This window comes from Actinopolyspora mzabensis, assembly GCF_900101095.1.
Taxonomy (GTDB): Bacteria; Actinomycetota; Actinomycetes; order Mycobacteriales; family Pseudonocardiaceae; genus Actinopolyspora; species Actinopolyspora mzabensis.
Map to the genome: position 1 here is coordinate 314,919 of NZ_FNFM01000004.1, position 24,618 is coordinate 339,536.

At 66.5% G+C, this 24,618-nt stretch carries 19 protein-coding genes; 7 read left to right on the forward strand and 12 right to left on the reverse strand.

Translation table 11 applies throughout. The features are described 5' to 3' along the window. Positions 1–287: 287 nt before the first annotated feature. Positions 288–695 carry a VOC family protein gene (locus tag BLR41_RS08560; RefSeq protein WP_092627449.1) on the forward strand — a complete coding sequence of 136 codons (408 nt, stop codon included), beginning with the start codon at positions 288–290 and terminating at the stop codon, positions 693–695. Positions 696–774: 79 nt separating this feature from the next. Here BLR41_RS08560 and BLR41_RS08565 read toward each other — a convergent pair whose 3' ends face one another. The 4 genes from BLR41_RS08565 to BLR41_RS08580 form a co-directional block, all read right to left on the reverse strand. Continuing rightward, complete coding sequence (locus BLR41_RS08565; protein WP_092627450.1) at positions 775–2,838, reverse strand: YhgE/Pip domain-containing protein; 2,064 nt, start codon at positions 2,836–2,838, stop codon at positions 775–777. A gap of 10 nt (positions 2,839–2,848) precedes the next feature. Continuing rightward, positions 2,849–3,556 (reverse strand): hypothetical protein, encoded by a 708-nt coding sequence (locus BLR41_RS08570; protein WP_092627451.1) that lies wholly within the window; start codon positions 3,554–3,556, stop codon positions 2,849–2,851. Between the two features lie 49 nt (positions 3,557–3,605). Then, positions 3,606–4,583, reverse strand: coding sequence for a GNAT family N-acetyltransferase (locus tag BLR41_RS08575; RefSeq protein ID WP_092627452.1), 978 nt, complete (start codon positions 4,581–4,583; stop codon positions 3,606–3,608). 95 nt (positions 4,584–4,678) lie between these two features. Beyond that, entirely contained in the window at positions 4,679–5,548 is an 870-nt protein-coding gene (locus BLR41_RS08580) for a class I SAM-dependent methyltransferase (RefSeq protein WP_092627591.1), read from the reverse strand. A 436-nt stretch (positions 5,549–5,984) separates the two neighbouring features. Between BLR41_RS08580 and rpsA the strand changes: the two genes are divergently transcribed. Beyond that, complete coding sequence (rpsA, locus tag BLR41_RS08585; RefSeq protein WP_092627453.1) at positions 5,985–7,484, forward strand: 30S ribosomal protein S1; 1,500 nt, start codon at positions 5,985–5,987, stop codon at positions 7,482–7,484. A 155-nt stretch (positions 7,485–7,639) separates the two neighbouring features. Beyond that, positions 7,640–8,839, forward strand: coding sequence for a dephospho-CoA kinase (coaE, locus tag BLR41_RS08590; protein ID WP_092627454.1), 1,200 nt, complete (start codon positions 7,640–7,642; stop codon positions 8,837–8,839). A 97-nt stretch (positions 8,840–8,936) separates the two neighbouring features. Here the strand turns inward: coaE and BLR41_RS08595 are convergent, their stop codons facing one another. Both BLR41_RS08595 and BLR41_RS08600 read right to left on the reverse strand, forming a co-directional pair. Continuing rightward, positions 8,937–9,455 carry a ribonuclease FAU-1 family protein gene (locus tag BLR41_RS08595; protein ID WP_245694004.1) on the reverse strand — a complete coding sequence of 173 codons (519 nt, stop codon included), beginning with the start codon at positions 9,453–9,455 and terminating at the stop codon, positions 8,937–8,939. Positions 9,456–9,606: 151 nt separating this feature from the next. Beyond that, the gene (locus BLR41_RS08600; protein ID WP_092627455.1) at positions 9,607–10,158 is read right to left on the reverse strand and encodes a ribonuclease FAU-1 family protein; all 552 of its coding nucleotides are present in this window, start codon (positions 10,156–10,158) and stop codon (positions 9,607–9,609) included. A gap of 96 nt (positions 10,159–10,254) precedes the next feature. Here BLR41_RS08600 and uvrB point away from each other — a divergent pair, with 96 nt between their 5' ends. After that, entirely contained in the window at positions 10,255–12,417 is a 2,163-nt protein-coding gene (uvrB, locus tag BLR41_RS08605; RefSeq protein WP_092627456.1) for an excinuclease ABC subunit UvrB, read from the forward strand. A gap of 63 nt (positions 12,418–12,480) precedes the next feature. Here uvrB and BLR41_RS08610 read toward each other — a convergent pair whose 3' ends face one another. Next, a complete protein-coding gene (locus tag BLR41_RS08610; protein WP_092627593.1) occupies positions 12,481–13,665 on the reverse strand; it encodes an acyl-CoA dehydrogenase family protein in 1,185 nt (394 codons plus the stop codon). A gap of 424 nt (positions 13,666–14,089) precedes the next feature. Between BLR41_RS08610 and BLR41_RS08615 the strand changes: the two genes are divergently transcribed. Then, positions 14,090–14,512: a PPOX class F420-dependent oxidoreductase gene (locus BLR41_RS08615; RefSeq protein ID WP_092627594.1), complete on the forward strand. Its 423-nt coding sequence runs from the start codon at positions 14,090–14,092 to the stop codon at positions 14,510–14,512. A gap of 73 nt (positions 14,513–14,585) precedes the next feature. Here BLR41_RS08615 and BLR41_RS08620 read toward each other — a convergent pair whose 3' ends face one another. Both BLR41_RS08620 and BLR41_RS08625 read right to left on the reverse strand, forming a co-directional pair. Further along, entirely contained in the window at positions 14,586–15,497 is a 912-nt protein-coding gene (locus tag BLR41_RS08620) for an ABC transporter permease subunit (protein ID WP_092627457.1), read from the reverse strand. Next, a complete protein-coding gene (locus BLR41_RS08625; protein WP_245694005.1) occupies positions 15,497–18,352 on the reverse strand; it encodes an alpha/beta fold hydrolase in 2,856 nt (951 codons plus the stop codon). The genes BLR41_RS08620 and BLR41_RS08625 overlap by 1 nt, the downstream gene beginning before the upstream one ends. A 577-nt stretch (positions 18,353–18,929) precedes the next feature. Here BLR41_RS08625 and BLR41_RS08630 point away from each other — a divergent pair. Continuing rightward, entirely contained in the window at positions 18,930–19,955 is a 1,026-nt protein-coding gene (locus BLR41_RS08630; protein WP_092627458.1) for a TerC family protein, read from the forward strand. Positions 19,956–20,155: 200 nt separating this feature from the next. Here the strand turns inward: BLR41_RS08630 and BLR41_RS08635 are convergent, their stop codons facing one another. From BLR41_RS08635 to BLR41_RS08645, 3 genes are all read right to left on the reverse strand, one after another. Further along, the gene (locus BLR41_RS08635; RefSeq protein WP_092627459.1) at positions 20,156–20,812 is read right to left on the reverse strand and encodes an RES family NAD+ phosphorylase; all 657 of its coding nucleotides are present in this window, start codon (positions 20,810–20,812) and stop codon (positions 20,156–20,158) included. Between the two features lie 24 nt (positions 20,813–20,836). Further along, positions 20,837–21,421 (reverse strand): DNA-binding protein, encoded by a 585-nt coding sequence (locus BLR41_RS08640; protein WP_092627460.1) that lies wholly within the window; start codon positions 21,419–21,421, stop codon positions 20,837–20,839. A gap of 329 nt (positions 21,422–21,750) precedes the next feature. Beyond that, a complete protein-coding gene (locus tag BLR41_RS08645; protein WP_092627596.1) occupies positions 21,751–22,776 on the reverse strand; it encodes a chitinase in 1,026 nt (341 codons plus the stop codon). A gap of 162 nt (positions 22,777–22,938) precedes the next feature. Here BLR41_RS08645 and BLR41_RS08650 point away from each other — a divergent pair, with 162 nt between their 5' ends. Next, positions 22,939–24,603 (forward strand): class I adenylate-forming enzyme family protein, encoded by a 1,665-nt coding sequence (locus BLR41_RS08650; RefSeq protein WP_092627461.1) that lies wholly within the window; start codon positions 22,939–22,941, stop codon positions 24,601–24,603. Positions 24,604–24,618 lie beyond the last annotated feature (15 nt).

A 24,618-nucleotide genomic window follows, 5' to 3' on the forward strand; every position in this document is an offset into this window, starting at 1 on the left:
GCGGAACCGCCCTCCGCGACGCGGAGGGCGGTTTCCCCTACCGATCCGGAGCGCGGCGGGCACACACTGAACCGTGTCGGCCTGCTGCTTCGGCGATCAACGGCTGCCGTTAGGCTGCCCTGGATTCATTGATGCGTCGGCGGTACCGGTTACGTCGGGGGTTCCGCCTGTTCACTCGATCAGGGGAAACGAATCGCCGGGGCCCCGACGTAGTTGAACGACACTAGAAACCGCGGTGTCGACGCGTGGTGTTGGGGGAGTGTGCCTGGCGTCGGCGAAGGAGGATCATGATCAACGTCGACAGACTGGACCACCTGGTACTTACCGTGGCCGATGTCGATCGTGCGCTGGACTTCTACGAGAACATTCTCGGTATGGAGCCCGTGAAGTTCCAGGAGGAACGGCGCGCGGTGCGTTTCGGACAGCAGACCATCAAACTGCACGCCGCCAGTGAACTGGTGGAGCCCACAGCCACCCACCCGGTCCCCGGCTCGGCGAATCTGTGCCTGGTGACCGGTGACGCGCTCGGTGACGTCCAGGAGCACCTGCGGGCCAACGACGTGCGGATCGAGGCCGGTCCCGTGGTCCGCACCGGCACCAACGGCCCGATCACCTCGTTGTACCTGCGCGATCCGGACGGAAACCTGATCGAGGTCGCCCGTTACGACGATCCCTCGCAGCACCCCGAGCAGTGACACCGTTCGGGCGGTGGTCCATGTCGGAGACCACCGCCCGAACGGTTCGATCACCGGTCACATCACGGTTCGCGCCACGTCAAAGGGCGAGTTCCGGGCGCAGCCGTTTCGCGGTCCACACCCGCTGGCGTGCCGCTGCCGCCGTGCTCAGCAACAGCCCCCCGAGCAGGTAACTGCCCAGTACCGCTGCCGCGTGTGCCGCGTTCTCCATCGAGCCGCCGTAGAGCAGCTGCCGCAGGCCGTCCACGACGTAGCTCAGCGGCAGTACGTGGTGCAGTGGATGCAGCAGTGCCGGTGTCGTCTGCCACGGGAAGGTTCCACCGGCGCTGACCAGCTGCAGCACCAGGAACACCAGTGCCAGGAACTTGCCGCGTGGCCCGAAGGCCGCGTTGAGCGAATGCACCACGGCGGTGAACGCCAGCGAGGTCAGCACCAGCAATGCCAGTGTCGCCACCGGCCTGGCCGGCTCTATCCCGACGCCGAACCGGACGACCCCGTACAGCAGCACGGCCTGCACGGTTCCCACGATCGCCGCCGGGAGCCAGCCACCGAGCGCGATACGCCACGGGGCGACCCCGCCCGCCAGCGCTCGGTTGGACAGTGGCCGCAGCAGCAGGAACAGCACGAACCCGCCGATCCACAACGCCAGCCCCATGAAGTACGGCGCGAGCCCGGCGCCGTAGCTGCCCGCGCTGGTCTGCGCCCGTTCGCTCACCTTGACCGGGTCTCCGATGGTTTCGGCCGTGGCCTCTCGCGCTCCGCTGTCCGGGTTCGGGATCTCGTCCACTCCGTTCGCCAGTTTGTCGGCCAGTTCGTCCGAGCCCGTCGCCAGTTCCGTGGCACCGTTGGTGAGCCTGTTCGTTCCCGCCGCCAACTCGTCGGCGCCTCCGGCCAGCTTCTCCGTTCCGGAGACCGCCTGGCGCTGCTTCTCCACGAGTTCGCCCAGCCCTCGATCGAGCTCGTTCGCCCCGGCGGTGACCCGCTGTGAGCCCGCGTCGAGCCGCTCGACGCCGTTGGCCAGTTCCGGGGCGCTGTCGGCCAGTCGACGAGCTCCGCGCGCCACCCGCGCGGAACCGTCGGCGAGTTCGTTCACCCGGGAAACCTGCTGTTGCACCCGGCTGTTGGTCTCGTCGAGTGGCTGGTTCAGCTCGTCCAGCGTGCCGGTGATTCGCGCTATCTCCCCCTCGCCGAGCCCCAGCGTCCGCAGGCGGTTCGCGATCCGCTCATTGGCCCCGTCCAACTTGTCGACGATGTGTTGCGAGGTGCCGCCGAGTCGTTCGGCCGTGGCGGCCAGTTCGGCGTTGCCCGCCGCGACCCGTTCGGCGCCTTCGGCCAGTTCCTCGCTCTTGGCGGGAAGGTCCGCGGTCTTCTCGCGCAGTTCGTCCACCCCGTCGGCGAGCCGCTGACTGCCCGCGGCGACCCGACCCGAGCCCTCGGCCAACCTCGCGGAGCCGTCGGCCAGCTTCCGTTGTGATTCGAGCAGCTCGTGGTTGCCCGTCGCCAGTTTTTCGGCGCCCCGCCTGGCGTTTTCCAACCCGGCGTCGAGCTCGCCCGCACCGTTCGCCAGTTCCCCCGCGCCGTCGGCCGCTCGTGCCGTTCGGTCGTGCACCGTGCTCAGTCCCAGTAGCAGTTGCCGGGCGGCGTCGCTGCCCGCGTCGGAGCCCACCGACTGCTGGACCCGGGTGGCCACCCGGTCGGCGATGGTGCCCACCAGATAGTTGTTCGCGTCGTTGGTCACCAGCCGCAGCCGGGCCTGCCTCGGGTCGAAATCGCTCGGTGACCGCAGCGCACGCGAGAAGTCCTTCGGGATCACCAGCGCGAACGTGTAGCGCCCCGCCGAGACCCCGGTGGTCGCCCGTTGCGCACCGACCCGGTGCCAGTCGAAGTCCCCGGACTCGACGAGGCGGTCGTAGACCCTCTCGCCGGCCTCGAGTCCGCTGCCGTCCTCCGTATCGGCTCCTTCGTCGGCGACTACGACGGCGGCTGGAACGGCGGACAGACGTTCGTAGGGGTCGAGATTGGCGTAGATGTACATCGCGCCGTACAGCAGCGGCACGAGCGTGACAGCCACCAGGGCGAGCTTGGGTAATTTGCCGGAGGTCAGTCGACGGAGCTCGGTCCGTGCCAGCCGGAACATGGTCATGTTGATTTCCTCAGAACGAGCCGGGGTCGACGTTCGCCACGGAATCGGTGGACAGGTCGGAATCGGTGGGCTGGTCGGTTCGCCGCGGCGACGGGGGCAAGTCGTTGTCCGTGCCGATACGCGCCGGGATGTGGTCGAGCTCGATGGCGGTGTGCGGTGAGCACAGCGCGACGACGGCATATCCTTGGGAGGCCGCCTCCTGCGCGGCGCCGTACCAGCTGATCGCCTCGCCGCCGTGTCGGTCCGGGCAGTCGAGTACGAGTGCCTCGACACCCCGGGCCTCGCGAGCGAGGTCCAGCAGCAGCCGCGTGCGGCAGTGCGGGGGAACCCGTTCGAACCTGAGGTTGGCCTGCTGCCGCAGACCGCGTTCCGCGAGCCAGTCGCGAACCGCTTGTCCGCCGAAGCGCCGTCCGGCGATCCCGAGACCTTCGGCGACCACCTCGCGCAGCTCGACGCTGCCCTCCGGTTCGGTGACACCGGGTGCGTCGACGACGGCCACGGTTCCGCGCAGCTCGGCGGGTGCTCGCCGTCCGTTCCGCAGCACCGTCCCCGAGTCGGGGCGGAGTCTGCCCGCGAGCAGCAGGGCCAGTGCGGTGCGCCCGGATCTCGGCGGTCCTGATACCAGCCGCAGTTCTCCCGACGAAGCCCGCAGGGAGGTCGGTTCGAGCAGTGTCCCGTGTGGCCCGGTGACTCCGGCGCCCGCTGCGACGATCTCCACGACTCGGCGTGCCTTTCGCGTTAGCGACCGACACCCATCGCCGCGGCTCTCAGCGAAGCGCGGTTGCCGGTCTGATCTCCCAGAGTGTCCACAGCGGGCGATAGCCCCTGCGGTGCCAGAACACCGGGGACAACGGGTTCGCCGGGTTGTAGTAGAGATAGCTGCCCACCGCGCCCGCGGCGGCGAAGTCGTCGTGCACCAACGACATCAGTTCTCGCCCGATGCCGGTGCCCCGCTCCTCCTCGCGAACCGAGAGGCAGTTGACGTAACCCCAGAGCCCGTTGCCGAGCCGGTGTCCACTGTGGTGGTTGTCGGCGTCGACCCAGCCGCACTCGGCCAGTCCGACCGGGCTCCCGTCCCGTTCGGCCAACCAGACCGGATCGCCGGATGCGGCGCCGTCCGCGCGGCGAATCCCGCGTGGTCCGCTCTTCGTGCGCAGTCGGACCGACACGGCGTCGCGCTTGAGTCCGGCCGCGCCGGAGCGCGGAACGGAGGCACCGACGAGGGTGGCGTACTCGAGTTCGGCCATCGCCAGCTCCAAGACACTGTCCACGTCGGCGGGCTCCGCCCGGCGCATCTTTACGGTACCAGACAGTTTCGTATCTACTGTAGTCGCGGGTGTTCGTATCGCCAGGCACGACAACGGGACGAAACCGTGGTCCAGCAGGGCGCGAGTCGCCGCCACGTCCCTGCTGGGCCAGGTGACCAGGCAGGATGAGTCTTGCTCCTGCGCCCCCAGCTCGCCGAGCTGCCGGCGCAGCGCGTGCAGCAGTGCGTCCATGCCCTCCCGCGGGGCATCGCCCAGCAGCGGGAACAGTTCGTAGGTCTCGGCGGTCGACCACAGGCTCGCCAGCGACCCCGGTGGCTGACTGGTGTGCGCCGTCAGTCCCGCCACCGGCTCGCCACCGCGCAACCGAGCCATCACCGGCTCGCCACCGCGCGGTAACGGGTAGGCCTCCGGCAGTGCCGGATCCAACCGGCAAAACCTCGCCTGCTGAATTTCCAGTAGTTCCTGAGCGCTGGTCACGACCCTGCTGCGCTTCCTTCGTGGGATTCCGGTGGTTGTGCTGCCATGTTCCGATGGGCGAGATGCCCGCGCCACGAGAGACGTCGGCCAGCTCGTCAAGTCACGAGCTCGCACCGAAAGATCGCGGTCCCGGGCAGAGTTCTGCCGCGCAGCGGACTCCACTGGCCCCAGGTCTCGGTGAGATCGTCGGGCCACTCCGGTTCCACCAGGCCGCGGAGCCGAAAACCCGCTTCGTCGAGCTGGGTGACGTAGTCGCCCAGGGTTCGGTGGTGCTCGACATAGGTGGCCCTGCCCGTGCCGTTTATCTCCACGTAGGGACTGCGATCGAAGTAGGAGCCCACGGCGGTGAGCCCCTCGGGGCCGGGGTCGTCCGGAAACACCCAGCGGATCGGGTGCGTTACCGCGAACACCCACAGTCCTCCGGGGCGCAACGTACGCGCCACCTCACGCATGACGGCCCCCGAATCCGCCACGAACGGCACCCCGCCGAACGCCGAGCAGGCGATGTCGAACGAGTCGGAGGCGAAGGGCAGCATGTCGGCACTGGCCTGTACCACCGGGACGTGAATCCCGCTGCGCTCGTTGCCCGCGAGGGCGTGCCCGAGCATGCCGCCGGAGATGTCGAGCCCCACCGGCCGTGCTCCACGGGCGGCCAACCAGCGGGAGCAGGACGCCGCTCCGCAGCCGACCTCCAGTACGCGTGAGCCGGCCACATCGCCGAGTAGGCGCGCCTCGCGTTCCCTGAGTCGTTCCGGGCACCACACGAACTCGGTGTCCCCCAGGAACGAACCGTGTTCGGCCTGGTAGTCGTCCGCGTCGGCGTCCCACCACATCCTGCTCGCCGAACGGGACTCAGTCGCTCCGGCCGCGCGGTTGGCCACCCCGATCGTCCCGAGAATTCTCTCGGCGTTGCTGTGCTGCGACTCCGCCGCCTGGCCCGTCGGATCGGGGGTGGGATTGGTCACGGTCGCCTCCCTGGGCTCGTGTGGTGTGCGGTGCGTACCGATGCCGATCGCTTTCGGGAACCGCCGGGCGATTTGCCCCACGATCGCCGAGACGGGTACGCTATCGCTCGCACCAGGGGTCTGTCTCCGCCAGGGCCAGTGTTACCGCACGGCGCCGGAGCAGTCCGTTTTCGCGTGGTCCGTCCGCCTTCGGGATTCGTTCCGGAAGCGGTCATTCTCGGAAAAAACACCGCGCGGGAAGCCACCGCACGTGCTGCTTCCCGCCGGAAGCTGCGGCTTCCGGAGGGAAGTAAAACGTCGGTGTGGTCAACGGCGGTTCCCGCCGCCCGTGGGGTGCCTCGGCGGTAGCAGGGGGTGGTCCGTGCGGAGCCGATCCGGGTGCATGAGAACCTAGAGACTCGACAACCGACCTACCCGTACCGGAGCAACCCACCTGATGTCCACCGACACCACCACCGTCCCGACTGCAGCCGCCACCAAGCCGCAGGTCGCAGTGAACGACGTCGGGACGGAGGAGGACTTCCTCGCCGCCGTCGACCAGACCATCAAGTACTTCAACGATGGCGACATCGTCGAAGGCACTATCGTGAAGGTCGACAAGGACGAGGTCCTGCTCGACATCGGCTACAAGACCGAGGGAGTCATCCCCTCCCGGGAACTCTCCATCAAGCACGATGTCGACCCCGCCGAGGTCGTGGCCGTCGGCGACTTTGTCGAGGCTCTTGTCCTGCAGAAGGAGGACAAGGAAGGCCGTCTGATCCTGTCCAAGAAGCGCGCGCAGTACGAACGTGCCTGGGGCACCATCGAGGACCTCAAGGAGAAGGACGAGCCCGTGCGCGGCTCCGTCATCGAGGTCGTCAAGGGTGGTCTCATCCTCGACATCGGCCTGCGTGGTTTCCTTCCCGCCTCGTTGGTGGAGATGCGGCGTGTCCGCGACCTGCAGCCCTATGTGGGGCGGGAGCTCGAGGCCAAGATCATCGAGCTGGACAAGAACCGCAACAACGTCGTGCTGTCCCGCCGGGCCTGGCTGGAGCAGACCCAGTCGGCCGTGCGCAGCGAGTTCCTCAACCAGCTGCAGAACGGCCAGGTGCGCAAGGGCGTTGTTTCCTCCATCGTCAACTTCGGTGCGTTCGTCGATCTGGGTGGGGTCGACGGACTGGTTCACGTCTCGGAGCTGTCCTGGAAGCACATCGATCACCCCAGTGAGGTGGTCGAGGTAGGCCAGGAGGTCACCGTCGAGGTGCTCGACGTGGACATGGACCGGGAGCGGGTCTCGCTGTCGCTGAAGGCGACGCAGGAGGACCCCTGGCGTCAGTTCGCCCGTACGCACGCGATCGGTCAGATCGTGCCGGGCAAGGTCACCAAGCTCGTGCCGTTCGGTGCTTTCGTCCGCGTCGACGAGGGCATCGAGGGTCTGGTCCACATCTCCGAGCTGGCCGAGCGTCACGTGGACATTCCCGAGCAGGTCGCGCAGGTCGGTGACGAGGTCATGGTCAAGGTCATCGACATCGATCTGGAGCGCAGGCGCATCTCGCTGTCGCTGAAGCAGGCCAACGAGGGCTTCACGCCGGACTCGGACTTCGATCCGACGCAGTACGGCATGGCCGCCGAGTACGACAACGACGGCAACTACATCTACCCCGAGGGCTTCGATCCGGAGACCCAGGAGTGGCAGGAAGGCTACGAGACCCAGCGCGAGGAGTGGGAGCGGCAGTACGCCGAGGCCCTCGAGCGCTACGAGGCTCACATGCGCCAGGTCGCCAAGGCCGCCGAGGCCGACGCCGCCGCGGCTGCCGCCGGTGGCGAGGAGGAGCAGCAGCAGGAGGGCAACTACACCTCCGCTGCTCCCGCCGAGGAGGAAGAGCAGGAGCCGAGTGCGATGGCCAGCGATGCTCAGCTGGCCGCTCTCCGCGAGAAGCTCTCCGGTGGCGCGTGACGGCTAGTCCGGCGGTGAACGGCTGAGACCGTCAACGACGGCCCCGTCCCTGTTCGCGAACAGGGACGGGGCCGTTTTTCGTCGACCGGTCGGCTCGCGCCACCGTGCGACGGACCGTTTCGGCAGGGCGTGAACCGCCTGGCAGGATGAAGCCGATGTTGCGCGTTGGTCTCACCGGAGGAATCGGTTCGGGCAAGTCGACGGTCGCCGACCGGTTGGCCGAACACGGCGCTCGCGTCATCGACGCGGACCGGATCTCCAGGGAGGTGGTGGCCGTCGGAACCGAGGGGTTGGCCGAGATAACCGCCCGCTTCGGGTCCCAGGTGCTGGATGACCACGGCGCGTTGGATCGTGCCGCCATGGCACGCCTCGTCTTCGCCGACGAGTCCGCCAGGAGCGACCTCAACGGCATCGTTCACCCCAGAGTCGCCGCACGGACCGCCGAGCTGATGGCCGAAGCCGGTGCCGACGCCATCGTGGTTCACGACGTCCCGTTGCTCGTGGAGAACGGTTACCAGGCCGACTACCACCTGGTGGTCGTCGTCGATGCTCCGGTGGAGCAGCGAGTGCGGCGGCTGGTCGAGCGCGGGCTGCCGGAGGAGGACGCCAGGGCACGTATCGGGGCGCAGGCGAGCGAGGCGCAGCGCAGGGACGCTGCCGACATCTGGTTGGACAACGGTGCGGAGTTGGACCGGATCCGGTCGAGCGTGGACGAGCTCTGGCGGGAGCGGCTCGTGCCCTTCGAGGCCAACATCCGCTCTCGTAGCCCGCTACCGCTCACCGGCCCCCGAATCGTCGACCCTGACCCGGAATGGCCGCGCCGAGCGAGCAGGCTGCTGGCAAGAATCTCCAAGACCGCCGGTGATTCCGCGTTGCGCGTGGATCACGTCGGTTCCACCTCGGTGCCCGGCCTGCCCGCCAACGACGTGATCGACCTGCAGCTCACCGTGCGGAGTATCGCCGAGGCGGACGCGATCGCCGAGCCGTTGGCCGAAGCCGGGATGCCGGTACGGCCCGACGCCGCCGCGGACGATGTGCAGTCTCCTCAGCCGGATCCGGAGCAGTGGCGCAACCGCACCCACGTCTCCGCCGACCCGGGGCTGCGAGCGAAGCTGCACCTACGGGTCGCGGGTGCGGCCAACTGGCGGTTCGCACTGCTGCTGCCGGCCTGGCTGCGGGCCGATGACGGGGCTCGTCGGGAGTACGCCTCACTCAAGCGCGACCTCGCGGCACGGTTCGGCTCCGATTCCGATACCCGCCGCTACGTCGAGGCGAAACGACCCTGGTTCGAGCAGGCGCTGCCCCGGGCGGAGCGGTGGGCCTCCGAGATCGGATGGCAGCCACCGCCGCTGTGAGTCGTCCACGGCCCGCCGGCGACCGTGCTGACGGGAAGCCGAGTCGATTCCGGGAGCTCGATAGGTTCCGGAGTGCCGGTACCAGCGCCGTGTTCGGCTACCAAGCGGTGAACACGCCTCGGTAGGCCAACCATTGTTCGACATCCCGGTGCAGCCGGATCTCCTCGTAGATTCGGTGCACCGTACACACCGCCAGATCTGCTTCCTCTAGTGTGAGCATCCCGTCGCTGACCGCGGCGGCGAACTCCTCGGACTTGACGATGCGAGCGGCGCCGTGCTCGGGCACCTCCAGCCCCAGCAGCAGATCCGTCGTGATCCAGGAACGCGCGTCCCGTTCGATCCGGGCCGCTGTCAGCAGGCTGCCGTCCGGACGGGCGTGTCTGCTGCGGGGCCGATAGCGCGTGAGGCGTAGCCCGAGGCCGGGCAGTAACCAGGTCACCTCGCTGCCGTGCACGGGGTCGTCGGGCGTGTTGCATTCCAGGCACAACCCCCACCGCTCGAGACGGCAGTCGTCAAGCTGCTGGGTGATCCCGGAGCCCAGGTGCCGCTGCCCACTGGCGACATCGACGACTTCAACGTGTTGAGGAGTGATCACCGAACCCACGAACTCGACCATAGCCGCACGGAAACTGTGAAATGATCAACAATATGAATCCGTTACGTAACTTTTGAATGTTGTAGACGTCACGTTCGGATCTCGTTCGGCGGATTACGAAGTTCGGCGGTTGTTCCGAGGGGCGGACACGTGTTGCCGCACCCGGGTTCCGTCAACCGGTGTGCCGCCAGCTCAGCTCGATACCGAGGGTGTGCAACCACGCGGGCAGGTCGTACTCGTGCCGGGCCAGCCCGTCCACCACCCGGTGGGTGGTGTCCATCGCGCGGCGCGCGGTCTCGTCGTCCAACAGCTCCGCCCGCAGCGCCGTGACGAACTCGTCGCTGTCCAGCACCCGTGCGTCCTGCCGTTGCCTGACGGCGACGTCCAGGTAGAGGTCGACGGTGCGCCAGCGGTGTTCGCCCGGCTCTATTCGCACTATGTCGACGTAGAAGTCCTGGTTCCTCTCGCGTCCCGGCCTTCCTCGGTAGTCACTGATCCGCAGGTTCAGGCCGGGCAGCAGCCAGGACTCGAGGTAATCCAGATCGGGGTGGTCGATCATGGGGCGTGCCATGTAGAGCCCGAACGGTTCCGCTCGGTACTCGTCCACCCGACGCACCCGTTGCTTGGCGTCGGTGTTCGTCCGGTCGGTCAGATCGAAAATCTCCACCTTCGGGGGATGAATCGGCAACCCGAGGTCCGCGGCGATCTCCCGTTGCGTCGTCACGGTGCCACTCTACGAGTTGCGGGGCCGTGCTGTCCGCATCCGAGTGCGATCCGCAGTCGGCGGCGTGATGTCGTACCGAGTCCGTAAGCTGGGAGAGTGGCATTCGCGACTGAGTACCCCGTGCTGGCGCACTCCGAGTTCCGCCCGGTCGGTGAGATCCCGCGCAAGGACGGACGGTTCCGCGTCGTCAGTGATTACGAACCCGCCGGTGACCAGCCGGAGGCGATCGATCAGCTCGAACGTCGGATCAACTCGGGCGAGACCGACGTGGTGCTGCTGGGAGCCACCGGTACCGGCAAGTCCGCCACCACCGCGTGGCTGATCGAGCGGATCCAGCGCCCCACCCTGGTGATGGAGCCGAACAAGACGCTGGCCGCCCAGATGGCCAACGAACTGCGCGGGTTCTTCCCGGAGAACGCCGTGGAGTACTTCGTCAGCTACTACGACTACTACCAACCGGAAGCCTACGTGCCGCAGACCGACACCTTCATCGAGAAGGATTCGTCGGTCAACGAGGACGTCGAACGGTTGCGGCACTCGGCCACTTCCAACCTGCTCAGCAGGAGGGACTGCGTGGTGGTCTCCTCCGTGTCGTGCATCTACGGTCTCGGTACGCCGCAGTCGTACCTGGATCGTTCGATCGCCCTGGAAGTGGGCGGGGAGATCGACCGCGACGTGCTGCTGCGTGCCCTGGTGGACGTGCAGTACCAGCGCAACGACCTCGCTTTCCAGCGCGGCACCTTCCGCGTGCGGGGGGATACCGTCGAGGTCATCCCGGCCTACGAGGAACTCGCGGTGCGCGTGGAGTTCTTCGGCGACGAGATCGACAGGCTCTACTACCTGCATCCGCTGACGGGCGATGTGGTGCACGAGGTGCGTGACCTGCGGATCTTCCCCGCCACGCACTACGTGGCCGGGCCGGAGCGGATGGAACAGGCCATTCGCGGTATCGAGGAGGAGCTCACCGAACAGCTCGGCAAGCTGGAGCGCCAGAACAAGTTGTTGGAGGCACAGCGGCTGCGGATGCGCACCCAGTACGACATCGAGATGATGCGTCAGGTCGGATTCTGCTCCGGTATCGAGAACTACTCACGGCACATCGACGGTCGGGAGGCAGGTTCGGCCCCGGCCACGCTGCTCGACTACTTCCCCGAGGACTTTCTGCTGGTCATCGACGAGTCCCATGTGACGGTGCCGCAGATCGGCGGGATGTTCGAGGGCGACGCCTCGCGCAAACGCACCCTGGTCGACCACGGATTCCGGCTGCCCAGCGCATTGGACAACAGGCCGCTCAAGTGGGAGGAGTTCGCCGATCGCATCGGCCAGTCGGTGTATCTGTCGGCGACCCCGGGAAGCTACGAGATGCAGCGTTCCGGAGGGGAGTTCACCGAGCAGGTCATCCGGCCCACCGGGCTGGTCGATCCCGAGGTGGTGGTCAAACCCACCGAGGGACAGATCGACGATCTGGTCGCCGAGGTGCGGCAACGTGCCGGCCGGGACGAACGGGTACTGGTCACCACGCTGACCAAGAAGATGGCCGAGGACCTCACGGACTATCTGCTCGAACTCGGGATCCGGGTCAGGTACCTGCACTCGGAGGTGGACACCCTGCGCAGGGTGGAGCTGTTGCGCCAACTCCGGCTCGGTGAGTACGACGTGCTGGTCGGTATCAACCTGCTGCGGGAGGGGCTCGACCTGCCCGAAGTCTCGCTGGTCTCGATCCTGGACGCGGACAAGGAGGGGTTCCTGCGGTCCGAGACCAGCCTGGTGCAGACCATCGGCCGTGCCGCCCGCAACGTTTCCGGGCAGGTGCACATGTACGCCGACGAGGTGACCGACTCGATGCGCCGGGCTATCGACGAGACCAACCGCAGGCGGGCCAAGCAGATCGCCTACAACACCGAGCACGGCATCGATCCGCAGCCGCTGCGCAAGCAGGTCGCCGACATCCTCGATCGGGTGTACTCGGAGTCGGAGGACACTGAGGAGACCGTTCCCGAGGGCGGATCCGGGCGCAACGCCTCGCGTGGCAAGAAGCCCAGCGGGGAGGCCTCGGCCACCACCAGCTCCGGTGTGCTCAAGGATCGCGACACCAAGTCGATGCCGCGTGCGGAGCTGGCCGACCTGGTGCAGCAGCTCAACGAGCAGATGATGAACGCGGCCAGGGAGCTGCAGTTCGAGCTCGCCGCGCGGTTGCGGGACGAGATCAACGATCTCAAGAAGGAGCTTCGGGCCATGGACGAAGCCGGCGTGAGCTGAACCTCGCGGGGGACGGGTAACGACCTGTTCGCTCGTCCCCGCCGGGGGATCGGGCTCCGGGGCTCAGGTGAAGGCGCTCTGCCCGGTGATCGACTTGCCCACGATCAGCGTGTTCATCTCCCGGCTGCCCTCGAAGGAGTAGACGGCCTCCGCGTCGGCGAAGAACTTGGCCACCTCGTAGTCCAGCACGATGCCGTTACCGCCGAACAGTTCGCGTGCCCACGCCACGCACTCGCGCATCCTGGTAGTGGTGAAACTCTTGGCAAGCGCGGCGTGATCGGGACCTGCCGTGCCCTCCGCCGTTTTCTGGGCGAGTCGGGTGAGCATCCCGAACATGGCCGTGATGTTGCCCAACATCTTGACCAGCAAGTCCTGCACGAGCTGGAACCCTCCGATGGTTTTGCCGAACTGCTCGCGGGTGACCGCGTACTCCCGTGCCAGTTCGTAGGCACGGGCGGCCACGCCGAGCGCCTGCCAGGCAACGTTTCCCCGCGTCCTGGCCAGGACCTTCGCGGTGTCGCGGAAGTTCTCGATGTGCTGCAGCCGGTTCTCCTCCGGCACGCGCACGTGGTCCAGCCACAGGTCCGCGTTCTGTACCGAGCGCAGCGCGATCTTGCCCTCGATCTTGCTAGCGCGAAAGCCCGGCATGTCCTTCTCCACCACGAAGCCCTTGACGTTGCCGTCGAACTCGTCGCGGGCCCAGATGACGACCAGATCGGCGAACGTGCCGTTGCCGATCCAGCGCTTGGAGCCGTGGAGCACCCACTCGTCGCCCTCGCGGCGTGCGGTGGTGCGCATTCCCTCGGCCACGTCGGAACCTCCCTCGGGCTCGGTCAGCCCGAAGGCTCCGATCTTGTTCCAGGTGACCATGTCCGGCATCCAGCGATCCCGCTGGTGCTGGTCACCGCCGCCGTAAATGCTGCCCATCGCCAGCCCGGTGTGCACTCCCGAGGCCACGGCCAGCGAGGGATCCACCTTGTTCATCTCGACGCTGAGGAACCCGTTGAACAGCGGTCGGCGAGCGACCCCGTCGCCGTACTCCGGGAACTCAAAACCGGCGATGCCGAGTTCCGCGAAGGTCTCGAAAGTCTCGAACGGGAACTCCGCACGCTCCCAGGCCTCGTTGGCCAGCGGCTTGATCTCCCGCTGCAGGGCTTCGCGGATCCCGGCCAGCTCGCTACGCTCCTCGTCGGTGAGCAGTTCCTCGAATCCGAAGAAGTCGGAATCGGTGTTGGCGGTTGTTGCCATGGTGATCACCCGTCTCCTACTGGGATCGTTCCACGGGAGTGTGGTCGCGAGCGGTTCCGCCCGTCGGAGGTGTCACGCACCCGGGGGAGAGGAGCGGGTAGGCGGCCATTATTCGGAGTCGGCGTTCGACCCGGGAAACGGAGACTCGCCACGAGGGCGAGGAAACAACGTGGGCGGACTATCTCCATCGTGGCCGAGGCTACTCCGTAAAGGTGAGTGTGGCGCTCGGAAAGCACGCCGACGGATATACGCGTGTCGGCGCTCCGCGGGGATGCCACGATTGGTTCGACCGGCCGAGTGAGCACCCGGTCCGGCATGAATCGGTGCTCGCGCCACAGCGGTCGGGCCGGCACGAAATGACCGGGCCGGCACGAAACGGCCGGACCCCAGTACGAGCGTTGTTCGAACAGTGAGGTGTTTGTCCGTGCCGAAGCCACCGTTGCCCGAACAGGTCACCGAGTTGCTGTCCGCGCCGAATCCCTCGGTGATAACCACGGTGCGAGCCGATGGTCAGCCGGTGTCGGTGGCCACCTGGTATCTACTGGAGAACGGTCGGATCCTGGTCAACATGGACGAGGGGCGGAAGCGGTTGCAGTACATGCGGGCCGAACCGCGGGTGTCGCTGACCGTGCTCGCCACCGACGACTGGTACACCCATGTCAGCCTGCAGGGACGTGTCACCGAACTGCTGGACGATCCGAGCCTTGCCGACATAGACCGGCTCGCACGGCACTACACCGGGTCCCCTTACCACGTGCGTGGCCGTGAGCGTGTCAGTGCCTGGATCGATGTGGATCGCTGGCACGGCTGGGGTGCTGCCGAGAACCGGGACGTGCCGCACCACTGAGTGGCTCCACGCGAACGGTTCCTCCCCGGTGGTCGAACCCCGCCGGGGAGGATCCGCTCCGAGGGATCCTCCATCAGTCGGTGATGTCGGCCCGGTGGAACCGCACCAGCGTGGCGGTGATGAACACAGCCGCATAAGCGGTCGCAGACAGTGTGCCGTTCGCCATGTCGGTCCAGTCGATGTTGGTATCCAGCAGGTCGGTCCACGCTGTCGCATGGTGGCTCGGAAGCAGGATGCGGAACTGCTCCAGCCTCGGAATCTCGTCCAGGATCTGCGAGATCACCGAGACACCCACCGCCGCACCCACGGCCGCCAGCGGGTTGTCGGCCATCACGCTGAACAGCAGTGCCAGGCTGGCCACCCAGGTTAGGTGAATCGCCAGATAGCCGCAGATCGCCAGCAGAACCAGCACGTTCCACGGGAAGTGGAGTACTCCCTCGTGCGGGGTACGCAATACGCCCGCGCCGTACCAGAAAGTGCCCGTAGCCAGTGCCGCGCCGGTCAGCACGAGCAGACTCAGGCAGGACAGCAGGCCCGCGACCAGTGCTTTCTGTCGGAGCAGTCGGTGTCTGGGTATGGGGATGGCGATCAGGTAACGCAGACTCGCCCAGGAGGACTCACCCGCTATGGCGTCCCCGAAGAACAGCGCCACGAGCAGCACCAGCAACAGATGGGTACACAGCAACAGCGTGAAGACGGTGAAGTTCGTCCCGTTGCTCGTGGCCAGGTCACCGAAGTCGGCAGGGGGATGCGGAGTTGTCCCCTCGTTGCCGAGAGCGAAGGTTCCCACCAGCAACAGGGGCAGTACCGCCAGACAGCACAGCACCAACTTGGTCCTGCCACGTGCCAGCTGCCTGCGCAGCTCCACCCGCAGTGGCAGGGTGCGGTTGGCACGGTATCCCGGTGCGCTGCCGTCGGGCCCTACCGGGAGGCGAGTCGCCGGTTCCACGGCACGTTCGGCCGAGCGGTCCCGCTCGTGCTGCATCAGTGGTCCTCTCCGACCAGTTCCAGAAACGCGTCCTCGAGTTTGCGGTGGGGCCCCACGCGCTTTATGGAGACATCGGAGGCGACCAACACGTTCACGGCAGTGGCCGTGGAGTGTCCGGCCAGTTCGGCGTAGACCACATCGGTGCCGACCCGTACGCTGCCGATTCCCTCCAGACAGCGGAGTGTACGCGCGGCGAGTTCGGGTTGATCGACGTGGAAGGCGATCATCGAGTCCCCAGCGGTGATCTCGTCGACCGTTCCGCCCGCCACTCGGTGCCCCTCGTGCATCACGATGACGTGTGTGCAGGTCTGTTCGACCTCGCTGAGCAGATGACTCGACATCAGCACGGTGCGGCCGGTCCTGGCGTACTCCCGGATGACCTCGCGCATCCGTTGCGTGTGCGCGGGGTCCAGCGCGTTCATCGGTTCGTCGAGCACGAGCAGGTCGGGCAGCCCCAGCATGGCTTGTGCCAGGGCGACTCGTTGCCGCATCCCCGGTCCGTAGGTACGTACCTTGTGATCAGCCGCGGCACCCAGTCCGGCGATCCGAATCACTTCGTCCAGCCCGGCTTGTTCCATGGGTCTGCCGGTGGCTCGCCAGTAGCTGCGCAGGTTCTCCAAGCCGGTCAGGTGCGGCAACAGTCCCGGGGAATCCACGAGTCCGCCCACGCGCGACAGTACCGGTGCGCTGGGGGTCACCGAGTGTCCGAACAGGTGGATCCGGCCGGTGTCGGCCCGAGTCATACCCAGCACCATGCGGAGCAGGGTCGTCTTGCCCGCACCGTTCGGACCGAGCAGTCCCACCACCTGGCCGGCCTCGACTCGCAGCGACAGGTCGTTCACCGCATCCGGATGGCGCGGGTAGGACTTGCTCACCCCGTCGATCGAAATCGGCACGCCGGTCAACTCCGGATTCGGTGGTTTCCGACGCGCACGCTCGAACCTGATCGCCAGTATCCCCGCCACGAGCAGTAGCACCACGAACGCCGCGATACCGATCAGGGCACCCACCGGTATCGACGCTTCATCGACCCGGGAGGCGGGAACGGCGGGGAGCGAGACACTTCCCGCACCCGCCGGGGAGATCAGGTGCACCGCCGTGTCCCTGGGCCCGGTGTAGGCGGCTTCGGTGGTGCTTATCCGCAGTGCCAGCCGATGGCCGGGCTGCAGGGTGTGCATCGTGGCGGGCAGGGCGACGTCCACCCGAACCGCCCTCCCGTCGTCGGGCAGTCCCGTTATTCGCAGGGGAGAGGTGCCGTCGCCGACCGGCGTCCGGGAGCCGTTCGGCCCGATGTCGAACAGCTTGCCGAACAGCACCGCCTCGCCGTGGCCGGGTTGTTCCGGAATCGAAGCCACCGCGAGTCGGGTCTGGGGTACTCCGGTGATCAGAGTGGCCCGTTCCACCGGTGCGGTCTCGAAGACCGCCACCCTCCCCGGCGTGGCCTTGCCACGGGTCGCCGAGGCGCCGTCGTTCCCGGCTGCCGTTTCCCCACCGCTCACGGGCGTAGAAGTGCTCGAGAGCCCGCTCGTGCCCGCACCGTTGCCGGGCGGATTGATCACTCGGGAGGGTTCGCCCTCCAGGGAGAGCTCGGTTCGGGTCACCTCGTTCGAGTCCAGACCGGGGTACTCCGTCGTCCGCCAGGTCGTCGCGGGTCGACGTTCCGAGGCGAGACGATCGACCAACTGGTACCGGAATCCCGTTTCCGGGCGAGGCGGCCGCGGTTCGTCGGACTCGTGCAGATAGTACGAGAACCAGTCGCCGACCTTCTCCCATACGTGTGCGGGAAGCGAAGCGTTGCCCTCGTCGTGCAGCCACATCATGCTGACGGTTCCCCCCGCGGCACTGATCTGACGCGCGTTCGCGTCGGCCTGTGCCAATCCGAAGAGTTCGCCGCGCTGACGTTGCACCAGCAGGGTGGGAATGTCGATGTTGCCGGTCACGCTGCTCGGCGAGGCCGCGGCCAGCAGTTCGAGCGTGCTCGATCCGGCTCGTCCGGTTCGGGCCAGTTCGGTGTAGGCACGGCATACTTCTGCGGTGAGGTCGCCGCACGTCAGGGGGGTTCTCGTGTGGTTCGCCTCGTCGTTCTCCTCGGGTGGCGGTGGTGTGGTCGACGAGGCTTCCGTGTTCCGCGAGCTCCGTTGTTCCGGCTGCGGGCGCGTCGCCATCCCGAACAAGGAGCTTGCCCATGCCCGCCGGAACACACCCGGCCCCGCGTCGCTGCCGCGCGCGGCGGTGGCGGTCGGTATCGACTCGCTCGAGGCGGCATTGGGCAGCATCGCGGTACGCAGGTCGTTGTATGTGTTCAGCGGGGCGATCGCGTCGACGCGGGGATCGTTACCCGCCAGCAGCATGCTCAGTGCTCCGCCGTAGGAGACCCCACCCACTCCGACGAGGGGATCCTCCTCGTCCTGGGTCGCCACCTCGGGCTGCCGGGCCAGCCAGTCCAGGATCCGACGTGCGTCGGTCACCTCGTAATTCGGCGAGTTCAGCGCGATTCTGCCGGTGCTCTGCCCGTAACCGCGTGCCGAGTAGGTCAGCACGGTGAAGCCACGTGCGGCCAGTCGCCGTGCGGGAGCGGCCAGTTCGGTCTTGTCCCCGTCGAAGCCGTGTGCCAGTACCACCGATGGCGCCGGGGTGCGTTCGGGAACGAACAGTCTGAGGTCGAGCTGTATTCGCTGCTGCCGCTCGGGTCCGTCCAACACGTCGATACTCGCGTCCCGCGTGGCGACGCTGGGAACACGATCAGCCGAATCCTGTTCGGAGGACCACATCGCTGTGGCTGCCACGATCAGAGCCACCAGCACGATCGGCAGCAACGCGAAGTTCGGGACATACCGGCGGGACTGGAACACGCGGGTGACTCTAGGGCAACGAATCGTGTCACGGGGTCCCGTGAATCCGATACGACCGAAGAAGCTATGAATCGGATACCGGGATGAAATCGCATCGCGATGGGAATATTCCACAGCCGTCGTAGAGGGAGCGCGAGCCGCGTCCGTGGCTCGCTCTCTCCTCACCGAACCGGACCCGTCGTTCTCGGTTCGGCGGCCTCCCCGCGATGTCGACCGTGCTCCGCGGGGACCTTCCGTCGGGCGGAACCGGCCCCAGCCGAAGACGTCACTGCCGGTGGATTCCTCATTTAACCACGCGGGAGTGACCTTGGCTACAGTTCGACCCGCGTGTCGCCCGTGTTTTCCGGGGTCATGGCGTTCTCGGTGGACGGTGCTCGGTGCCTACCCCCGATAGTGGTCCACGCCGAACGTGGGTGACAATTCACGAGGTTTGGAGGGGAGTATTCCTGTCGCGGCGGTGTCGTCATCACGGAACGAACTCCGGCATGTCCGGTGTTCTTTCCCGGTGCCGCCGGCCGGCTCAGCCGGCGGGAGAGACCTCCGGTCCCCGGCATAAGCCCTGTACCGGAGGTGATCGATGTACGTCGGGACGCATGTGCTCGCGGAGGCGGCACAGCGGACTCAACAGGAAGCGCTGGGTGTTTCCTGGTGGGTCTGGCTGGCCACCCTGGCCGGGCTGGTCGTGCTGCTGCTGTTGGACCTCGTGATCGTGGACCGCAAGCCCCACGAGGTCAAGGCGGGTGAGGCCGCTCGTTGGGTGGTTTTCTACGTCGCCTGTGCTCTGCTGTTCGGTCTCGGGGTGTGGTGGTTCGGCGGCCACGATTTCGCGATCCAGTACTTCACGGGCTACGTGGTGGAGTACTCGCTGAGCGTGGACAACCTGTTCATCTTCATGGTGATCATGTCCAGTTTCGCGGTTCCCTCGATCCATCAACACCGGGTGCTGCTGATCGGTATCGTGCTCGCGCTGGTCTTCCGCGGGTTGTTCATCGCCGTTGGCGCTCAGTTGATCTCCCGTTTCGTGTGGGTGTTCTTCGTCTTCGGCGCTTTCCTGCTCTGGACCGCTATCAGCATGCTCCGTAACAACGAGGAGAGCGATGATCCGGAGAACGCGGTCGTGCGATGGGTTCGCAAGGCCTATCCCGTAACGGAGCAGTTCCACGGCACCAGGATGTCGATCAGGATCGACGGTAAGCGGTGGTTGACACCGATGTTCATCGTGATCGTGGCCATCGGCAGCGCCGACGTCATGTTCGCGGTGGATTCGATACCGGCGATCTTCGGGATCACGCAGGATGCGTTCCTGGTGTTCACCGCCAACGCCTTCGCGTTGATGGGGCTGCGGCAGCTGTACTTCCTGCTCGGGGATCTCGTCGACAGGTTGGTCTATCTCTCCACCGGGCTGTCCGTGATCCTGGCTTTCATCGGGTTCAAGCTGATCGTGCACGCGCTGCACGATTACGGATTGGCCCCCGATTGGCTCGAGATCGGAAACTTCCTGTCGCTCGGTGTGATCGTTCTCGTGCTGTTGGTCACCGCCGTGGCCAGTCTGCTCAAGTCGCGTCGACAGCAGCGTGAAGCCGAGAACGCGGAGCTCGGCTGAAACAGCGGCGTCCGCCGGGCTGCGTGGTGGGCCGGACAGGTTGCTCGCGAGCACGCCTCGCGTGCGAGGTGTCCGGCCCGCTGTCGGGCAGGCCCCTCCTCCGATGTCTCCGCTCGTTCGTGGCGAGAGCTCGCCGGGGGTTTTCGTCGTTCGCTCAGGGGGCGAGCGCCTCACCGACCCATCCGCTCAACGAGACCCCACTAGTTCAGCAGGGTGTAGCCGAGCTCCTTGCAGACCCTCCCCAACGGCAGGTCCAGGCCGGGGTGCTCGAGCGGCAGCAGTAGGTCGGGACTTTCCGGAATTACCGTTGCCGCCGGGGGGTCCCACAGGCAGACCGAGGGCTCACCGGCGTCCATCGACGATCGGTACCAGAGACCGTCCAGCTCCGGGTAGGCCGCGCGGATGCACCGTGCCCAGGACTGGGTGCGTTCCTTCGTGCCGTTGCTGATCGCCTGGGAGGCGCCGGCTCTGGTCGGCCAGAGTCCGGACAGGTCGAGCAGTCGGACCGTCCGACGTGGTCGGAATATCACCAGTTGCGGCGCGCGCGTTTTTCGATCCACTGTGGATGTTGCCTGGAACACCTCGGCGATGCAGGTCTGTACCGCCAGTGAGAAGTAGAGCACGCCGTGTTCCCTGGTGACTGTGGGGCCGCCTTGCGGCTTCGGGGGATGCGGGTCGAAGCGGGCGTGCGGCAGTGGCCCCGCGTAGCGGAAACTGTTCCAGTGTTGTGGGTGATTACCCCCCGAGGCGAAGATTCGCACGAGCCGGGTCCCTGCGGGGAGCGCGACGACGTCCTCGGTTCGGCGAAGAAGCGCCTGCAGCACAGCTGGGGCTGGCGGCTGTGGGAGCCGAGCCATTGGTGGTCCTGTGTCCGTCGTCGACTAAGCGGGCGTTCCGATGACCGAAGCGAGTTCGGCGACTCGCTGCGGATTACCGTATGCCATCAGCCAGTCACGCGGACTCACCGGGCGGTCTCCCAGCTCCAGGTCCTGCTGCGGTGTGGTCATGAAGTTCGCCAGTACCAGCGCCGGTTGGTCACCGGGCATGGCGGCCAGTACCGTTTCCAGACCGGGCAGTACGTCGTCCTCGGCGAACTGCCAGGCGGGCAGTCGCCAGCCACCGCGGTCCTTCCACCCGATCAGCCGGCGGGAGGCCACTCGGTGTCTGATGCGACTGCTGTCCACCCCCACGATCTCGGCGGCTTGGCCCACCGACAGCGCGGTGTCGCGCAGCACGGTCTGTTCCGCCACCGCGCGCGCACGTGGATCGGTTTCCCGCTCGGCGAGCGGCGAGAGATCCAGACCCGTCTCGGTCAGCGTCGCGCGTTCGGATTCGTCGAAGTGCGCGCTGGGATCCGCCTGCGGCGGCGTGAGTCTTTTGGCCGCGTCCTCGACCAGTACGAGGAATTCATGCGCGGTGACCTTCAGACCGGCTCTGGCGAGCACGGTCTCCAGCGCGACTGTCATGGCTCCAGCTTACCCCCTGGTGGCGAGTTTGTGTGCGCCAACGTGCGGGTTGTCAGCAGAATCACATTAAGTGACAAGAATATTGCTTTGTGTAATCAAAGTTCGGGAAAGGGTACGAAAAGTGGACGACTTTCCACCGCTGCGGGCTTCGAGTCGTCCACTTTCAACAAGGCGTCACGCCCGGGAATGTGTTAGGGGCTGTTCCGTCCCCTTCCCCGGTCCGGAAAAGCGGGCTCCGTTCGCTCAGGGGTAGCCCGCCGGCTCACTCACCCGGGATGCCGGGGCTCGCTCGACCCGCCGTGACGGCTTCACGGCCTCCGGGCGCCGGGTTACGGCAGGGTGTCCAAATGGTTGCCGACGGTCGTGGAGAAGGTGGTGCCGTTGCTGACGTCCCAGTTGATCGACCAGGTCATTGCTCCGCTGATCGATGGGTGCGGTTGACTTGGGACGAACCGTCCGCAGTTGCTCGTCGTCGCCAGGCAGTCCAGGGCGTCGGTGACGACGGAGGGTCGCACGTAACCACTGCCCGCGGCGGACGGTGCGGCAGGCAGCCCCAGGGCGATCTGGTCGGCGCTGAGCTTGTCCAGCAGAATGCACGCCTGGGCGGTGATGAAGTCCACCGAACCCTGGCTGTACACCTGTTGGTCGCATCCCAGCATCGAGCCGGAGTTGTAGTACTGGGTGTGCACCGTGGTGATGATGTCGCTCAGGTTGTCGATCAGTTGCATGTACGAGCCGCCCGGCTGTACGTACAGTGTCTGCGGCGCCATGGTCAGGATGAAGTCCGAACCGAAGTGATTTCGGAGCTGGCGCGCGGCACTGGTCATCCCGGCGGTGTCGAAACTGTGTTCCAGGTCGATGTCGAGACCGTCCAGCCCGTAGTTCTCGATAATCGTGGTCATCGAGTCCACGAAGTTGGTCACGCGCTGTTCGGTGCTCAGATCGACCGACCCCTTGGCGCCACCGATGGACATCACGAAATCCGTGCCCTGGCTCTGCTTTTCGGCGATGTCCGCCTTGAGCTGCGCGTCGGAGTAACCGCCCAGTGCGCCCGAGAGTTGGGAATCGACGCTGAATTTCACGGCGCCGGGGCGGGTGGCATCCGACTGGGCGAATGCGAGCGCCACCAGATCGTAGTTGTCCGGAATGTCGCTTACGCGTAATGGTTCGGCGTCGTTGACGAAATTCTGCCAATAGCCGGTGAGCTGGTGTTCGGGCAGCGCGGCGCTCTCGGTCGCGGCGCTCGGCTGGCCTGCCGTTGCTTCGTTGTGGGGCGTTGCCACGGCTGGGGCCGCTGTCATCGTCAACGGGATGGCCGCGGCGGCGATGGCGGCGGTGATGCGGCGAATGTGCATCGAAACCTCCGGTGTCACTGGTTGAATCACCGAAGTTGGACTAGACCAATGGATCTCGTCAAGATGTGGTCGGTTTTTCGCCGTGTTTCGGAGGTGGGTTGACGTGGACCGTCGTAATCAGTCTACTGGACGTACCGACTGGTCGGTCTTGCGGAGGTGTTCATGTCCGGTATCTACGATCAACGTCCCTGGCTGGAGTGCTATGCCGCGGACGAGCCCGCGGACATCGCCCCACCGTACGAGGACATGCTGTCCGTGCTGACGGACACCCGTTCGCGGTTTCCCGATCGCGTGGCCCTTACCTACTTCGGTACCGAGATCACTTATCGTGAGCTGGACGAGCTCGCCAACGGGGTGGCCGAGTACCTCGCCGAGCAGGGGCTTGGCGGGGGTGACCGCGTCGCGGTTTACCTGCAGAACGTTCCGCAGTTCGCGATCGCCGTGCTCGCGGGATGGAAGCTGGGTGGCATCGTCGTCCCGCTCAACCCGATGTACCGCTCCCACGAACTGACCACCATCCTGGCGGACGCCCAACCAGCGGCGGTGATCTCCTCCGAGAACGGTTGGCACGACGCGCTGGGTGAAGTCGTCGCCGCCACCGGGGTGGCGGTGACACTGACCACCAGCGAGCTGGATCTGGCCGCCGAACACGAGGAGACTCCGTTGCGGGGGGTGGAGCGTCGGCGGCCCGCGGCTACCGCGGATCTCGTGGCGACGGCGACCGAACGCCGGACCGCTACTCCTCCGAGCGTTCGACTCTATCCGGACGACATCGCACTGCTGACTTACACGTCCGGAACGAGTGGCACACCCAAAGGGGCGACGAACACCCACCGCAACATCAGTTTCAACGCCCAGGCGTTCACTCAGCGCACGGGTAACCACGACGGCAGCGGCATGATCGCGTTGGCTCCGCTGTTCCACATAACCGGCCTCGTGTGTCAGTTCGGTGCCGTGCTGGCCCTGGGAGGACGACTCGACCTCGTGTACCGGTTCGAGCCGTCGGCGGTACTGGCGGCGCTGCGCCGGTGGCGTCCGCGGTACATGATCGGTCCGGCCACGGCCTACATCGCGTTGATGAATCACCCCGAAGCCACCGCCGACCATTTTCGCTCGTTCGAACAGGTGTACGCGGGTGGGGCGCCGCTTCCGGCCGCGATGGTCGAACGGTTCCGCTCCGATTTCGGGCTCTACATCCGCAACGGCTACGGACTCACCGAGACCACGGCCACGGCGACCTCCGTGCCGCCGCACCTGGAGGCTCCGGTCGACGAGGAGACCGGCACGATCAGCGTCGGTGTCCCCACGTTCAACTGCGTGCTGCGCGTGGTGGACGACGACGGGGTGGACCTGCCCGTGAGGTCGGTGGGCGAGATCGTCGTGGAGGGGCCGATGGTCGTGCCCTCCTACTGGAACCAGCCGGAACAGACCGAGGAATCGATCCCAGAGGGCAGGCTGCACACCGGGGACGTCGGCTTCATGGACGAGCAGGGCTGGTTCTACGTCGTCGACCGGAAGAAGGACATGATCAACGCTTCCGGGTTCAAGGTCTGGCCCCGCGAGGTGGAGGACGTCCTCTACTCGCACTCCGCCGTCCGGGAGGCGGCTGTGGTGGGCGTGCCGGACGAGTACCGGGGCGAGACGGTCAAGGCCTACGTCAGCCTGGTGCCCGGTGAGAGCACCACCGGGGAGGAGCTCGCCGACCACTGCCGACAGCGGTTGGCGGCGTACAAGTATCCCCGAGAGGTGGAATTGGTCGGGGAGTTGCCGAAGACGACCACCGGCAAGATCCTTCGGCGGCGGCTTCGGGACGAAGCGCGCGGTTGAGCGACAACTACTAGG

What these genes read in the sequence shown, in the direction of transcription:
- BLR41_RS08560 (WP_092627449.1), top strand. Translation starts at nt 288, where the DNA reads ATGATCAACGTCGACAGACTGGACCACCTGGTACTTACCGTGGCCGAT.
- BLR41_RS08565 (WP_092627450.1), bottom strand. Translation starts at nt 2,838, where the DNA reads ATGACCATGTTCCGGCTGGCACGGACCGAGCTCCGTCGACTGACCTCC.
- rpsA (WP_092627453.1), top strand. Translation starts at nt 5,985, where the DNA reads ATGTCCACCGACACCACCACCGTCCCGACTGCAGCCGCCACCAAGCCG.
- coaE (WP_092627454.1), top strand. Translation starts at nt 7,640, where the DNA reads ATGTTGCGCGTTGGTCTCACCGGAGGAATCGGTTCGGGCAAGTCGACG.
- BLR41_RS08595 (WP_245694004.1), bottom strand. Translation starts at nt 9,455, where the DNA reads ATGGTCGAGTTCGTGGGTTCGGTGATCACTCCTCAACACGTTGAAGTC.
- BLR41_RS08610 (WP_092627593.1), bottom strand. Translation starts at nt 13,665, where the DNA reads ATGGCAACAACCGCCAACACCGATTCCGACTTCTTCGGATTCGAGGAA.
- BLR41_RS08620 (WP_092627457.1), bottom strand. Translation starts at nt 15,497, where the DNA reads ATGCAGCACGAGCGGGACCGCTCGGCCGAACGTGCCGTGGAACCGGCG.
- BLR41_RS08630 (WP_092627458.1), top strand. Translation starts at nt 18,930, where the DNA reads ATGTACGTCGGGACGCATGTGCTCGCGGAGGCGGCACAGCGGACTCAA.
- BLR41_RS08635 (WP_092627459.1), bottom strand. Translation starts at nt 20,812, where the DNA reads ATGGCTCGGCTCCCACAGCCGCCAGCCCCAGCTGTGCTGCAGGCGCTT.
- BLR41_RS08640 (WP_092627460.1), bottom strand. Translation starts at nt 21,421, where the DNA reads ATGACAGTCGCGCTGGAGACCGTGCTCGCCAGAGCCGGTCTGAAGGTC.
- BLR41_RS08645 (WP_092627596.1), bottom strand. Translation starts at nt 22,776, where the DNA reads ATGCACATTCGCCGCATCACCGCCGCCATCGCCGCCGCGGCCATCCCG.
- BLR41_RS08650 (WP_092627461.1), top strand. Translation starts at nt 22,939, where the DNA reads ATGTCCGGTATCTACGATCAACGTCCCTGGCTGGAGTGCTATGCCGCG.